The organism is Steroidobacter flavus, assembly GCF_042651805.1.
Taxonomy (GTDB): Bacteria; Pseudomonadota; Gammaproteobacteria; order Steroidobacterales; family Steroidobacteraceae; genus Steroidobacter; species Steroidobacter flavus.
On sequence record NZ_JBHSDU010000015.1, the window covers coordinates 387,423 to 401,171 of the forward strand.

At 62.1% G+C, this 13,749-nt stretch carries 11 protein-coding genes; 7 read left to right on the forward strand and 4 right to left on the reverse strand.

Features of this window, described 5'->3' with window-relative positions:
• Positions 1-38: 38 nt before the first annotated feature.
• Positions 39-788, reverse strand: coding sequence for a SapC family protein (locus tag ACFPN2_RS29520; protein WP_380603403.1), 750 nt, complete (start codon positions 786-788; stop codon positions 39-41).
• Between the two features lie 509 nt (positions 789-1,297).
• Here ACFPN2_RS29520 and ACFPN2_RS29525 point away from each other — a divergent pair.
• The 5 genes from ACFPN2_RS29525 to ACFPN2_RS29545 all read left to right on the forward strand — a co-directional run bounded on the left by ACFPN2_RS29525 (position 1,298) and on the right by ACFPN2_RS29545 (position 8,716).
• Positions 1,298-4,459: a TonB-dependent receptor gene (locus tag ACFPN2_RS29525; RefSeq protein ID WP_380603405.1), complete on the forward strand. Its 3,162-nt coding sequence runs from the start codon at positions 1,298-1,300 to the stop codon at positions 4,457-4,459.
• Positions 4,460-4,648: 189 nt separating this feature from the next.
• Positions 4,649-5,401, forward strand: a complete 753-nt coding sequence (locus tag ACFPN2_RS29530; protein ID WP_380603407.1) for a SapC family protein — start codon at positions 4,649-4,651, stop codon at positions 5,399-5,401.
• Complete coding sequence (locus ACFPN2_RS29535) at positions 5,398-6,435, forward strand: cupin-like domain-containing protein (RefSeq protein WP_380603409.1); 1,038 nt, start codon at positions 5,398-5,400, stop codon at positions 6,433-6,435. The genes ACFPN2_RS29530 and ACFPN2_RS29535 overlap by 4 nt, the downstream gene beginning before the upstream one ends.
• A 10-nt stretch (positions 6,436-6,445) precedes the next feature.
• Positions 6,446-7,927 carry a tryptophan halogenase family protein gene (locus ACFPN2_RS29540; protein WP_380603411.1) on the forward strand — a complete coding sequence of 494 codons (1,482 nt, stop codon included), beginning with the start codon at positions 6,446-6,448 and terminating at the stop codon, positions 7,925-7,927.
• Positions 7,928-8,029: 102 nt separating this feature from the next.
• Positions 8,030-8,716, forward strand: a complete 687-nt coding sequence (locus ACFPN2_RS29545) for a hypothetical protein (protein ID WP_380603413.1) — start codon at positions 8,030-8,032, stop codon at positions 8,714-8,716.
• Positions 8,717-8,776: 60 nt separating this feature from the next.
• Here ACFPN2_RS29545 and ACFPN2_RS29550 read toward each other — a convergent pair whose 3' ends face one another.
• Positions 8,777-9,499 (reverse strand): 2OG-Fe(II) oxygenase, encoded by a 723-nt coding sequence (locus ACFPN2_RS29550; RefSeq protein WP_380603415.1) that lies wholly within the window; start codon positions 9,497-9,499, stop codon positions 8,777-8,779.
• 154 nt (positions 9,500-9,653) lie between these two features.
• Here ACFPN2_RS29550 and ACFPN2_RS29555 point away from each other — a divergent pair, with 154 nt between their 5' ends.
• Together ACFPN2_RS29555 and ACFPN2_RS29560 are read left to right on the forward strand one after the other, a co-directional pair.
• Positions 9,654-10,766, forward strand: a complete 1,113-nt coding sequence (locus ACFPN2_RS29555) for a polysaccharide deacetylase family protein (protein ID WP_380603417.1) — start codon at positions 9,654-9,656, stop codon at positions 10,764-10,766.
• Positions 10,767-10,798: 32 nt separating this feature from the next.
• Complete coding sequence (locus ACFPN2_RS29560; protein WP_380603419.1) at positions 10,799-11,953, forward strand: glycosyltransferase family 4 protein; 1,155 nt, start codon at positions 10,799-10,801, stop codon at positions 11,951-11,953.
• Here ACFPN2_RS29560 and ACFPN2_RS29565 read toward each other — a convergent pair.
• The gene (locus ACFPN2_RS29565; RefSeq protein ID WP_380603421.1) at positions 11,950-12,693 is read right to left on the reverse strand and encodes a BUD32 family EKC/KEOPS complex subunit; all 744 of its coding nucleotides are present in this window, start codon (positions 12,691-12,693) and stop codon (positions 11,950-11,952) included. The two genes, ACFPN2_RS29560 and ACFPN2_RS29565, sit on opposite strands and share 4 nt — an antisense overlap.
• 15 nt (positions 12,694-12,708) lie before the next feature.
• Positions 12,709-13,692, reverse strand: a complete 984-nt coding sequence (locus tag ACFPN2_RS29570) for a lysylphosphatidylglycerol synthase transmembrane domain-containing protein (protein ID WP_380603423.1) — start codon at positions 13,690-13,692, stop codon at positions 12,709-12,711.
• Positions 13,693-13,749 lie beyond the last annotated feature (57 nt).

Genomic DNA, 13,749 nt, shown 5'->3' on the forward strand with positions numbered 1-13,749 from the left:
GATCGCCGCCCCGCGCAGAACATGCAGGGAATGGATGATTACGACGGCTTGGCGACGCCGCGCTGGCGCGTCAGGTGGCCGAGCAGGCCCCAGTTCTGCAACGACTGCAGATGGAAATGCAGCAGCGGCAGCCAGCCCTTCTTGTGCAGTTCGAGCACCTGCGCATCCTCCAGCGCGCGAGCGCGCTCCGGGTTCAAGAGCTTGAAGCCACGCAGCGTGAACGTCTGGCCGCCGCCGAGATCGGCACGGGCCATGCGGTCTTCGAGCATGTTGTTCTGATCCAGCCACTCGCCGAAACGACGCGTGTCCATGTAGTGGGCCTGGAAGGTTTCGTTGAACTGCAACGCGCGTTGCAGAGCCTCGCTCGGCTTGCCGTCGGTGAACAGCGGTTGCGCCGACTTGGTCTCGAAATTCGCGGCGCCCTCGTCGATACATAACACCAGACGCTGCGACTCCGGCACCTCGGAGAAAATGAACGGATAGCGACGCACATACGCCGGAATGTAGCTGTCGTCCCGCCACGCGCCTTCGGAATTCACGAACAGGTTCTCACCGTCGCGCAGACCCACCACAGCGAACGGCACGATCGGCGCATTCACAGAAAACACGATCGGGTACGTGCGGGCGGCATGCGGCATCTCGGACGCGGTCAACGGGATGGCATTGGTATTGGCCGCGAACCGGAACTCGACCTCCGGCTTCAGCCCGGCTTGCCCATGGCGCGCCGGCTCCAGCGGTACGGGGTTCTTATAAAACATCGGCAAAGGCGCGGCAGCGGCGTCAGTCATGGGCTTTCCGTATCGGTAAAAGGCGGCGCATTCTGAACCGCCCGTTTGCGCGCGGCAACGCTAAATTGATGACGGTTGCGTCGTCGTTCCTGGCACGGTTTGGCCCTGAATCGGGCCGCCATGACCATCGTTGGTCAGGGGTGTAGCAATAAGAGTTGCAAACCGCCGCGGACTGGATCATCTTATGGACCAAGAATGATAGCGGTATCACCAGGGGATACACCGTGTCGTACAGGACGGAACGACAGACTGAGCACCGCGAATTGACAGCGATGTCAGAGCTGAACGCAGCTCCTGATCGCCGCGCCGCGTATGCGCGCCCCTGCAATCTTGTCGATATTTCTGGCCGTCGCTCCCGCCGCCTCCTTCAACGCAGCCACTGAAGCAGCCGGCATGAGCGCACGGACATTCAACGGCGATGGTAGCGGTATCCGCACCCTCGCCCACACACATCGGAGCCGTTTTCACGCAGTGAATTGATCGACGTTCGTTAATCAGGGGGACTCGAGATGATGAGAAATAACAGGCTCGCGGTAGCCATAGCCGCGGCGCTGGCTTCGGTCGCGCCTTTGCAGGGCGCACTTGCCCAGCAGGCCGCCGCGCAGCAGCCCGCCGCCACCACACCCGGCCAGACCGAGCTGGAAGAAGTGGTGGTGACCGGCATGAGGGCCAGCTTGGAAACTTCGATGGACATGAAGCGCGACGCGATCGGCGTCGTCGATGCCATCAGCGCCGAGGACATCGGCAAGTTTCCGGACAGCAATCTTTCCGAATCGTTGCAACGTATCACCGGCATCTCCATCGACCGTCGCAACGGCGAAGGCGCGCTGGTGACGGCACGCGGCTTCGGCGCTCAATACAACATGGTGACGTTGAATGGACGCACCATGCCGGCGGCCGACGCTTTTGCCGGCGGTAACTCGGGCGACGGCGGCGTCGCCGGCCAATCGCGCGCTTTCAATTTCGCGAACCTCGCGAGCGAGAGCATCAGCGCGATCGAGGTATACAAGACCGGCCGCGCCGATCAGGCCACCGGCGGCATCGGCGCCACGCTGAATGTTCGCACCGCCCGTCCGTTCGACAGCGACGAGCCGGTGATGAACGTGGGCGTCAAAGCCGTCGCCGACACCACCAATCGCACCGGCGACGACATCACTCCGGAAGTGTCGGGCATCTTCAGCTTCGCCAATGACGACAAGACCTGGGGCGTCGGCCTGTCCGCGAGCTATCAGAAGCGCGACAGCGGCTCCTCCAGCTCGACCGTCAACGATTGGAATATCCGCAACTGGACACCGGGCAATCAGACGACGAAGTTCGCGCCGGACGCAGTCGTCGTCAACGCACCGGCCAACGGCGCGCTGTATGCAATTCCGAACGATATTCGCTATCACTTCTCCGATCGCGAGCGTGAGCGCACGAATGCACAGCTGACTGTGCAGTTCGCACCGACCGATACGCTCACTCTCACCGCCGACTACACGTACGCAGAGACCGATCTGACCGAGGATCGCGGCGACCAGACGTTGTGGATGAACGCGAACCGCTTCAACTATGTCGAGTTCGACACCGGCCACGCGGTCGCGACCCCGCTGGTCCTGCAGGAAGACGAAGGCACCGCCAAGGACTTCGGCTTCGAGCAGCAACATCGCGAACAAAAGAACGAGCTGAAATCCATCGGCTTCAACGCCGAGTGGCATGTCACCGACAACTTCTCGCTGTCCCTGGACGTCCATGACTCCAAGGCGGAGAGCTTGCCGGACGATCCGCTCACCGGTGGCGGCGAGACGCTGTTCAGCTTCGCCGCACGCGTGCCGAGCACCTGCGCGGCCGACAACGTAAATCTCTGCACCAACCGCTTCGTGCAAACGTTCCGATTCAACAGCGGTCTGCCGCTCGCGCAGCGCACGCTGTACAGAGACGCGAGCACCGGCATTCCGGCCAGCGGCGGCGATCCGAACTACGCGTTCCAGCTCAGCGATCTGGGCAGCCAGTATCTGCGTATCAACTATCAGGAACAGACCAGCGACATCACGCAGGCTCGCATCGACGGCAACCTGAAGTTCGAGAACGACAGCCGCGTGCAATTCGGCGTCGAAACCCGTGCGATGGAATCGCGCCAGCGCGCGTCCAACGCGCAGATGACGTTGGGCGATTGGGGCGTGGCGACTCCGGGCGAATTGCCAGGCAATCTGCTGACCCCCTTCAGTCTGGTGGGCCAATTCGATGACTTCGGCACCGCCGGCGTGCCGCGCTCGGGCTGGAAAGGCAATGCCAATGCACTGGCGCAGTGGGCGGTCGCAAACTATGGTGTGTGGCGTGACCCGTCCAACACCACGGATGTGCTCGGATACAACCCTGCCTTCGAACAGGATCACACCGTCTCCGAAGACACGGTGGCCGCGTACGCCCAGTACGGCATGCACTTCGATCTTTTCAACCGCCGCTCCAACCTGCTGGTGGGCGTGCGCTATGAGAAGACCGACCTGGAAGCGGTGTCCAATCAGATCGTGCCGCTCGGCCTGATCTGGCAAGACAACAACGACTTCTCCGAGCAGCAAGGCAGCGGTGTGTCGTCGGTCAAGGAAAAGAACGACTACGATTATTTCCTGCCGAATCTGGACTTCGACATCGAGGTCGTCGACAACGTCAAGGCGCGCTTCTCTTACAGCAAGACCATTGCACGCGCGCAATACAACCAGCTACGCGCCGCCGTGGATGTGGGCGGCTCGCAAGGCTCCTCGCTCAACGGTTTCAATCCAACCGCGAACGCGTCGAACCCGCACCTGGAGCCGCTGGAATCCGACAATATCGACCTGTCGGTGGAATGGTACTTCGCCGATGCGAGCTACCTGTCGGCCGGCTTCTTCCACAAGAAAGTGGCGAATTTCATCGGCCAGGAAGTGTCCACGGAAGGGCTGTTCGGTATCACGGATCAAACCTCCGGCCCCCGCGCGCGGGCGGCAGTTGCAGCGCTGCAAGCTCGAGGCTTGAGCACGGACGACACCAATCTGTTCGTGATGATGGCCATGATGTCGCGCCCCGACGGATTCACCGACAAGAACGGTGTCAGATGGGAGGGCGGCGCCGCGGCCTTCAACGGCTCCGAAGCGCAGCACCTGGCGTGGGCCACCGAGGTCGACCTGTTATCGACCCCGGCGGATGGGGATCCGGAGTACCAGTTCGACGTCACCCGCCCGGTCAACAACAAAGACGCCAACATCCATGGCTGGGAGCTGGGCGGCCAACACTTCTTCGGCCAGACCGGCTTCGGCATCCAGGCGAACTACACCATCGTCCGAGGCGATGTGAGCTTCAACGATGCCGGCGCGCAGGACCTCAATCAGTTCGCCCTGCTCGGCTTGAGCGACTCGGCCAACCTGATCCTGATGTACGAGAACTACGGCTTCCAGGTGCGTCTGGCCTACAACTGGCGCGATGAGTTCCTGCAAAACACCAACCGTGGCAACGACCACAATCCGGAGTATGTGGAGGAGTACTACCAGATCGATTTGAGCGTCGGCTACGAGGTGAACGAGCACCTCACCCTGTCGCTCGAAGGGTTGAATCTCACCGAGCAGGACATCCGCTGGCACGGCCGCTCGATCAATCAACCCTGGTACGTGGAAGATCAGGGCGCGCGTTACGCATTGGGCGCGCGGTATAAGTTCTAACGTCGACCGGCGGCCGGGTACCTGGAAGTATCCGGCCGCCTCGCTGTCGTGGCAGGGCTCGGCGGTGCCTTTCAGCGAGGCACTGCCTCGCTCCGCAGAGCGGGTGTGCATGGATGGACACCCGGGGCTTATGCGGAGCAGGGATTGCGCAGCATAATGCCCAAGCTTCGGTGGATCGCGGGGGAAGTCTTGGCCAGGCATGTCATGCTCAATAACGTCGCCCACAAGGATTTGCGGGTGATCGGCCGTCACGGCGCGGAATTCGGCGACAATCTCGGGACGGTGCTGACCTTCCCCACCGAGTTCGGGGACGTGCAGCGCGAGTATCCGATTTTCTTTCGCAAGGATCCGCAGACCGGCGAATTCCAATCCATCGCCCTGCTCGGCTTCCAACCGGACGAGAATCTGTTTCTGGATCGGGACGGCTGGAATGCCAGCTACATTCCGGGCATCGTCGCCCGCGGCCCGTTTCTGATCGGCTTTCAAAACCAGGACGTGGACGGCGAGTTGCGCAGGGAACCGGTGATCCACGTCGATCTGGACAGTCCGCGCATCAGCACGACCGAAGGCGAGCCGGTGTTCCTGCCGCAAGGGGGCAACACGCGATATCTCGATCGCATCGGCGCCATCCTGCAAGGCATTCATCAGGGCCTCGCCATCAGCAAAGCGATGTTCGAAGCCTTTACTGCGCACGGGCTGATCGAGCCGGTGAATGTCGAAGTGAAGTTCAATGCCGAAGAACAATTCAATCTGCGCGGGCTGTACACCGTCGGCGAAGAGAAGCTGCGCGGCCTGAGCGGCGATGCCTTGTTTCAATTGAACAGCGCCGGCTTTCTCCAGGGCGCGTTCCTGGTGATCGCCTCGCTCAACAACATGAAGAAGCTGATCGACATGAAACATCGACGCCGGCGGCAGCAGGCAGGGGTGGCCGCGGCATCATGACCGGCCCTTCCCCAATTTTTCCAGGCCAGCGCACCCGCGAGTTGCACGGCTACACCGTCGACACGCTTCCCTTGCAGGAACTGTTGGCGGGCGATGAGCCGGTCGTGTTGAAGGGCCTGGTCGCGCAATGGCCGCTGGTGCAAGCGGGCCTGCGCTCGCATCACGAGGCGATGAGTCACCTCCGCTCCTTCTACAACGGCAAAACTGTCGGCACCTCGCGCGGCGATCCGCAGATCCAGGGCCGACTGTTCTACAACGACGATTACACGCAGCTGAATTTTCTGAGCCAGCGAGCGCCACTCGATCACGTGTTGATGGACATCGAGAAACATCTCGAGGACGAGCGCCCGCCCACCAACTACATCGCATCGACGACCATCGACGCCTGCCTGCCCGGCTTCCGCCGCGACAACGATATTCCCTTCGCCGCGCACGGTTACGAGCCGCTGGCGAGCATCTGGATCGGCAATCGGACTATCGCGTCCTGTCACTACGATGCGCCCAACAATCTCGCCTGCTGTGCGGTCGGCAGCCGGCGCTTCACGATGTTTCCGCCCGAGCAGATCGTGAATCTGTATCCGGGCCCGCTCGAGCCGACGCCCGGCGGTCAGGCGGTGAGCCTCGTGGATTTCGCAAACCCGGACTTCGAGCGCTTCCCCCGCTTTCGCGCAGCCCTGGCGGCCGGGCAATCGGTCGTCGTCGAGCCTGGCGATGCCGTGTTCATTCCGAGCCTGTGGTGGCATCACGTCGAAGCGCTGAGCCCGTTCAACACGCTGATCAACTATTGGTGGAGCACCTCGCCGAAGTTCATGCCCTCGCCGATGAATGCGCTGTATCACGCGCTATGGGCGCTGCGAGATCGCCCCGAGCGCGAGAAGCGCGCGTGGAAAAGTGTTTTCGATTACTACGTGTTCGGCCCCGCAGAGCAGGCGGGCGAACACTTGCCCGAGCAAGCACGCGGCGCGCTCGGGCCGATGGATGACAGCAGCGCGCGTCGCATCCGGGCGATGCTGCTCAACAATTTGAATCGTTGATGGAGCGACCATGACGCCGATCAAACGAGTGGTCATCGCAGGCGGCGGCACCGCCGGCTGGATCACGGCCGCTGCCCTGTCGCAGCAGCTCGGACCGTTGCTCGACATCTCGCTGGTGGAGTCCGAAGAGATCGGCACCATCGGCGTCGGCGAATCGACCGTGCCGCCCATCCGCGTCTTCAATCAGCTGCTCGGCATCGACGAGCAGGAGTTCATGCGCAGCGTCTCGGCGACCTTCAAGCTCGGCATCTGGTTCGAGAACTGGGGTCAGATCGGCGATCGTTACATCCATCCGTTCGGCCGGCATGGCAAGCCCACCTGGCTGTGCGAGTTTCATCATTTCTGGCTGCACGGGCTGCGCTCGGGATTGAACTCGGAGCTCGGCGAGTATTGCCTCGAGTGGCTGGCGGCGAAGCAAGGTCGCTTCGGCACTTCGCCACAATCCGACATCAACTATGCCTACCACCTCGATGCGGGTGCCTACGCGCGATTCCTCCGTCGCTTCGCCGAGAACCACGGCGTCAAGCGCATCGAAGGCAAGATCAAATCCATCCAGCAACATCCGACGACCGGCTTCATCGAGTCGCTCACGCTGGCCTCGGACCGCGTGGTCTCGGGCGATTTATTCATCGACTGCACGGGCTTTCGCGGGCTGCTGATCGAACAAACATTGCATACGGGTTTCGAAGATTGGTTGCATTGGCTGCCCTGCGACAGCGCGGCGGCCGTGCAAACGGAGATCACTGCGGCGCCCAATCCATACACCTGCGCAATCGCTCACGAAGCGGGCTGGCGCTGGATGATTCCGTTGCAACATCGCATGGGCAACGGCTTCGTGTACTGCAGTCGCTACATCTCCGACGACGATGCCAAGCAGAAGCTGATGCAGGCCGTCAGCGGCGCGCCGGTGCGCCCGCCGTTCACCCTGAAGTTCCAGCCGGGGCGGCGTCGCAAGACCTGGAATAAAAATGTGGTGGCCATCGGCTTGGCGAGCGGCTTCGTCGAGCCGCTGGAATCCACCAGCATTCACATGATCATCACCGCAGCGACGCGCCTGATGCAGATGTTTCCTTTCGACGGCGTGAACCAGGCGATGGTCGATCAATTCAACCAGGAATCGCGTCTCGAAATGGAAAGGATCCGCGACTTCATCATCCTGCACTACCACACCACCGAGCGCGACGACTCGCCGTTCTGGCGGTACTGCAAGAACATGGATATCCCCGACTCGCTCGCGCATCGAGTCGAGATGTTCAAGGAAAGCGCCCACGCCTATCAGGACGCCGGCGAGCTGTTCCGCGTCGACTCCTGGATCCAGGTGCTGCTCGGCCAGGGTATCGTGCCCAAGCACTACCACCCCTCCCCGCGCGGCATGCAGGAGCAGGAGCTCGCACGGGTATTAAATGGCCTCAGGGCCAGCGTCGCCCAGGCGGTGGCGAAGCTGCCGAAGCATCAGGACTTCCTCAACAGCTACTGTCGAACCACGGCATAAGGCCGTTTCGGCCCCTCCAAAGGCCTCTCCTGTGCGCCGGATCCGGCGCGCAGAGCCCACTTCGTGCAAAATGGCGGCTTCCTCTGCAGCCGAAGCGCTCCCATGTCCGCCAAGTCCGTCAAATCGTCCGCCAAGAGCAAGTCTTCACCCGCATCGCTCAAGCGCCCGCCCGCTCCGGCGGCCGCCAAGGTGGACAGCGCGCCAGCCAAGGTCGTCAAAATCGGCAAGCGCCTGGAGACGGTCGCCCGCGAGATCAAGGACGCCGACGACTTCGTCGAGCACGTCGCCGGCCTCGCCAAGCGCTACCGGCGCGAGCATGCCCTGCGCGTCGGCGATGCACAGGCGGAGTTGCGGCAGTCGCTGCGCACGTTCCACAAGCACGCCAGCGCACTCGCCGAGTGGCTGGATCAAGCAAACAATGGCAAGGCCACCGCGATCGAGCGCAAGGCGTTCGATGCCTTTGGCACGAAGCTCTATGGTTCACCCGTTCTCGCCCGGCCGCCGAGCACTCAGGCGCTCGACTGGCTCACCCGCGCAGGCCAAGCCGCCGACGCAACGGTCACCGAGATGAAGCAAGGCGGCGTTGACGACGCCCTGCGGATCGCCGCCGAAGGACTGCGCGCCACGTTCGAACATCACAAGCTCAAGCTCGCCGCCGGCACGGACAAGAAGCCCGGCGACGCCGTTCGCTTGTTGTGCGCGATCGCTCGAGAAGCGGGTGAGACGGTTGAGCCAGCCATCGCGAAAGCGGCGCTGAAGGATTCCCATCGCCCTGCAGCCGCGGCGTAATTCCGCATACGCAGCCACAGGTGGGCCTTGGGCGCGCCGTGCGCAGCGCTCCGATCGCGGCTAAGTCGCGTCGTGAAAAATCACACCGAGCGTGTGCCTGTGACCCGATCGCAGGCGGCTCACGCCGTGCCGCATGTTCACTCGATAGATCCCGCGCGTTCCCGTCACCGGGCGATGATGGACCGCGAACACCACCGCATCGCCCTGCTCTAACGGCACCACCTCCGCTCGCGACTGCATTCGCGGTCGCTGCTCGGTGAGCACGAACTCACCGCCGCTGAAATCCCGTCCCGGCTGCGACAACAGCGTGGCGACTTGCAGCGGGAACACATGTTCTCCGTACAAATCTTGATGCAGACAGTTGTAGTCGTCCGCCTCGTACTGAAGCAGCAACGGCGTCGGCCGCAACTGCCCGGCCGCATGACAGCGCGCGATGAATTCTTCGTGCTCGTGGGGATAGCGCACGACGCTGCCCATCAACTCGTTCCATCGATTCGCGATGGGCGCGAGCTGCGGATAGAGCGTACGTCGCAACGAGGCGACGAGGTCAGGCAAAGGGTACTTGAAATACTGATACTCGCCGCGGCCGAAGCCATGACGACTCATCACCACCCGACTTCGAAACAAATCCGGCCTCGTATAAAGATCGACGAGCGCGGAGCACTGTGTCGACTGCAGTAGACTGGGAATAATCGCATAGCCCCGCGCACCCAGCTCATCGGAGATGCGTTGCCAATCGATTGCCATCGCGGAGACTTTGTTTGCAATCGAAACAACCATCATCGAACCTCGCTGCAGGAAGAGGCTCGCAGGGTAAGCCGAAGTGAGCACCTGCACACTCCGGGTCTTGCGGAGATGGGCGAGGCGCCCCACCTGCTCTACGAGGAACTTGTCTGTGTGAAGCGCGTTTGTTACGGCCTGAATACGGGAGGCGTCCATGGGTGGGATCGGACGGTTCATGCGGACGGCGGCGCGGATATCCCGAACCCGATATCCGGGATTCGTGTTCGGCCTGCCGCTCTCGCGCCACGAAATTCCCGTCTTCATGTTCCACGACGTCGAAACGGCCGCCTTCGCGCGCGATCTCGACTTTCTTCAGCGGAACAACTACCGGACACTCGGCTTGGATGAGTACCTGGCCGCTCGCGCCGGCCAGGTGCGGCCGGGACGCTCAGTTCTTCTGACGTTCGACGATGCGCGCAAGAGCTTCGGTGAAATCGCACTCCCGTTGCTACGTCAATACGACGCGCGTGCGGTGCTGTTCGCGCCGTCGTATTGGATGCAGCCGCCGCAGCGATCCGAAAACGATCTGTTCATGTCCTGGGCGCAGCTGCGCGCTTGTGTCGAATCGGGCCGTGTGGACGTGCAATCGCACGCCCATCGTCATGCGCTCGTGGCCACGTCGCGACAGGTGGTCGATTTCGCCAACCCTGCCGCGCTGGCGCGCTTCGATATCTACGACTGGCCCATTCGCTGCGTCGAGGGCCAAGACGAATTCGGCAAGCCCGCGCTTGGCACGCCCGTGTATCGAGCCTCGCCCCTGCTGTCAGCCGACCGTCGCTATCTGGAAAACGACGACGTGACCCGCTCTTGTCGAGATTTCGTCGACAGCCATGGCGGGCCCCAATTCTTCGTGCAGCCGGACTGGCGGTCGCGGCTCAAACGCCATTTCGACGAGTGCGCCCCCGCATCCCCCGGACGGTTCATGAACGCGGACGCATTCGAAGCTCTGGTCGCCTCCGAATTCGAGCAGTGTCGCGATGAGTTCAAGCGCCACCTGGGCTACGCGCCACACACCATCGCCTATCCCTGGCACCTCGGCTCGACGCCTTCACTGCAGCTCGCGCGACGCAGTGGCTTCCGAACGGCCTTTGGTGTCGCGATGGACTATGGCGCCGAGCGGCATCGCTCACGGCTGCCGTTACCGGCCTACGGCCGCTTGAAGTGCGATTGGCTACAGTTTTTGCCCGGAGAACAACGCGCCAGCATTCTTGGCGCAGTCCGTCGGAAAGTCGCGGGGTTCAGTGCCGTTCAACATCTCGCTCATTGAGGCCCGCGATGCTAAAGCGAACGATCGCAGTCATGGCTCGATTGGTGGATCAGAAGGACGGTCTCGGCATTTATGGACAGTACCTGCTGCGCGAGATGCTGACTGCCGACCCCGAGACGCGCTATCTCATTCTGCTCGAGACTCCGACCTGCGAGGATTTGTTTCGCGACTACCATAACGCGCAGGTGGTCGTGATCCCCGCACGCAGCAAGCTCTATTGGGATCAGGTGAGCGTGCCGCGGGCGGCCCGCCAGTTCGGCGCGGATTTGATCTTCAACCCGAAGTTCTCTCTGCCGTTCTTCACGCGCCGGCCTTGTGTATTCGTGTTGCAAGGATCGGACTGGTATGTAAACCCGCAGAACTATCCGTGGTGGGACAACTTATATATTCGCCTGATGCTGCCTCTGTACAGCTGGAAAGCGGCCCGCACGCTGGCGATCTCGCAGACGACGCTCGACGATCTCGCTCACTGCACGCGCATCAACGTCAGCAATTCGGTGGTGAGCTACGCGGGCGTCGGCGCGAATTTCACTTCGAAGCGCGACGAACGCGCGCTGGCGAAGTTTCGGGCCGAGTATCGCCTGCCCGAACGCTTCATCCTGACCGTTGCACGCGTGCTGCACGGGGCGCAGAAGCAGATCCGAATCTACCCGGGCGGCAACAATGAAACATTGATTCACGCCTATCGACGCTATCGCCAGGCAGGCGGCGACTTGCCGCTGGCCGTGGTCGGTGCTCACATCGAGGAATATCTGAGAGCCCGCTCCTTCTCCGATACGGATCTGCAGGACGTGCAGTTCCTGGGCTTCGTGCCCAACCAGCGGCTGCATCTCGCTTATCAGCTGGCGGAATGTTTCGTGCTGGCGACGCTCTGCGAAAGCTTTGGCATTCCGATCGTCGAAGCGTTCGCGTGCGGTTGCCCCGCCATTGTGCCGAACACGTGCTCGGCGCCCGAAATCGCCGGCGGCGCCGCTTTTCTGATCGACCCGCGCGACGAGGCCGACATTGCACGCGCGTTCGCCGAAGTCACAGGCTCGGAGCATCTGCGCCGGCGCTTGCGGGAACTGGGAATCCAGCGAGCACGCGCCCTGACGTGGAAAGAAACAGCCCGACGCACGCTCGCAGTATTGAATGAGATCGTCCCGCTCCAACGGGTCGCGCACTCTTCGTCGGCCATCGTGCACTAGTGCCCGGGGGCCAGATCGTCAGTTCGGTACAGCCTGCTACGTCGCATATATCGAGCGCTGAACGTCTTGCCGAGATACGTATCCCGCAGCAGTTCGTTCATGTGACGCTCGAGCATGCGTCGATCGTATTCGGAGGGTGCGTCCCGGAAATATCCTTCCATAAAACTGCGCGCCAGCTCTCGCAGCTGCGGCCTGAACGCCAGATAGAGCAGCTGCGGCGGATATTTCGCGCGCACGAACAGCACGAACGTCGCAATGTCTCGATACGGATTCTCCTGGTTGTAGCGACGAAAGGCGTTGTACTCGGGCGGCGTGAAATCCACGAACGCCACTTTGTCGGCGCCCCGCTTCACCAGGACGTTGTCGAAATCGAAATCGCCGTGGATCCGATGCGTGCGTCGATGAAACTCCTCCAACGCGGCACCACACGTCCAGAACATCCCCGCCAGTTCCGGCTCCGAAAGCCCGGCAAAAGCGCGATTCCGGAGCACCGTATGCAGCGGATTCCACCCCTCGAGGAATTCATAATCGATGCGCAACTCGCGCTCGTCGGCATTCAGCACCTCCGGGACCCGCAGCCAGGAAGATTGGCGTGCAGCCGCCCAGGCACGCAGTGAATTGCGCAGCGTGGCGCGGAACAGCCACTCCTCGGTGAAGCCTTTGCTGAAGCAGGACGGTGCCACGTGCGACGGGCTCGCGGTAGCGTTGAGATTCTTAGCTTGTAAATGATCCGGCGACACGCTTGTTCCTCCGCGCTATGCCGATGCACTCTTCGCCAGCGGGCGTCCGCTCGTCGCCAGCACGATGGCGCCGGGTAATAGTGAAATCAAGAACATCACGAGCTGTGTCATCAACAACACGAGCGCGGTGGAATAGTCGTAGCCGAACGCGACCAGCAGCGCCGCCGCACTTCCTTCGCGTAACCCCAAGCCTCCGTAGGTCAGCGGCAGCCGTTGGATAATCACCGCCACCGGCGTCACTGCCAGACAGACCATCCATGACAGAGGTGCCCCCAATGCGTACGACGCGATCCACATCGTAAACACAGGCGCTGTCTGTTCGAGCATCGACAGGCCGAGATTGATGGCCAGCGTAAGACGCCGGCTGGAATAAGCGCGTGCCGCCACCACATATTTCGCGAACCGCCCGCCCTCGATGGATACCGGCACTTTCAGGAGCCTGACCAGAGCGCGGCCGAACGGTGGATAAAAAATCAATGTCGCGCCGACGATGCCTATCACGCCAGCAACGACCGCCGCGCCGATAGCAAAATGCCGCAAAGCCGGCTGAGGTGCCAGCCTTGCCAGCACGACGGAGCCGGCGAAGATGAGCGCGAGCGTCGCGATCACGCCGTTCAGTCGCTCCATCACCATGGACGACAACGTCACATGCGGATCGATGCCTCGGCCCTTGAGCCGCAGGAATCGCACGATGTCCGGCCCGATGCCGCCGAGCGGCAATGCGAAACCGACGAACGTGCTTTCGTAATAGACGGCAATCGCACTTCGGCGCTCGAGTCGATCGTCGAGCACCCGCAGCAGTTGATGCCACTTCAGGGCCATCAAGATTCGATCCAACACATGGACCAGAACAATTGTCGCGAGCCACAGCGGCTTCGCGCCGCCGATCAGTGCCCGGCTTTGTTGCCAGTCGAGTCGAGAGAGCAGATACGCAAGCAATCCCACGCTTGCGCCAAGCTGCAAAGCCACCCGAATCCTCGGCCCGATTCGCAGCTTCATTGCAATCCTCGATTCGCGGATCGATCCTACTCCGCCGGAACAGATTCGGGTATGCCG

What these genes read in the sequence shown, in the direction of transcription:
- ACFPN2_RS29560 (WP_380603419.1), top strand. Translation starts at nt 10,799, where the DNA reads ATGGCTCGATTGGTGGATCAGAAGGACGGTCTCGGCATTTATGGACAG.
- ACFPN2_RS29525 (WP_380603405.1), top strand. Translation starts at nt 1,298, where the DNA reads ATGATGAGAAATAACAGGCTCGCGGTAGCCATAGCCGCGGCGCTGGCT.
- ACFPN2_RS29540 (WP_380603411.1), top strand. Translation starts at nt 6,446, where the DNA reads ATGACGCCGATCAAACGAGTGGTCATCGCAGGCGGCGGCACCGCCGGC.
- ACFPN2_RS29535 (WP_380603409.1), top strand. Translation starts at nt 5,398, where the DNA reads ATGACCGGCCCTTCCCCAATTTTTCCAGGCCAGCGCACCCGCGAGTTG.
- ACFPN2_RS29550 (WP_380603415.1), bottom strand. Translation starts at nt 9,499, where the DNA reads ATGATGGTTGTTTCGATTGCAAACAAAGTCTCCGCGATGGCAATCGAT.
- ACFPN2_RS29520 (WP_380603403.1), bottom strand. Translation starts at nt 788, where the DNA reads ATGACTGACGCCGCTGCCGCGCCTTTGCCGATGTTTTATAAGAACCCC.
- ACFPN2_RS29555 (WP_380603417.1), top strand. Translation starts at nt 9,654, where the DNA reads ATGGGTGGGATCGGACGGTTCATGCGGACGGCGGCGCGGATATCCCGA.
- ACFPN2_RS29570 (WP_380603423.1), bottom strand. Translation starts at nt 13,692, where the DNA reads ATGAAGCTGCGAATCGGGCCGAGGATTCGGGTGGCTTTGCAGCTTGGC.
- ACFPN2_RS29545 (WP_380603413.1), top strand. Translation starts at nt 8,030, where the DNA reads ATGTCCGCCAAGTCCGTCAAATCGTCCGCCAAGAGCAAGTCTTCACCC.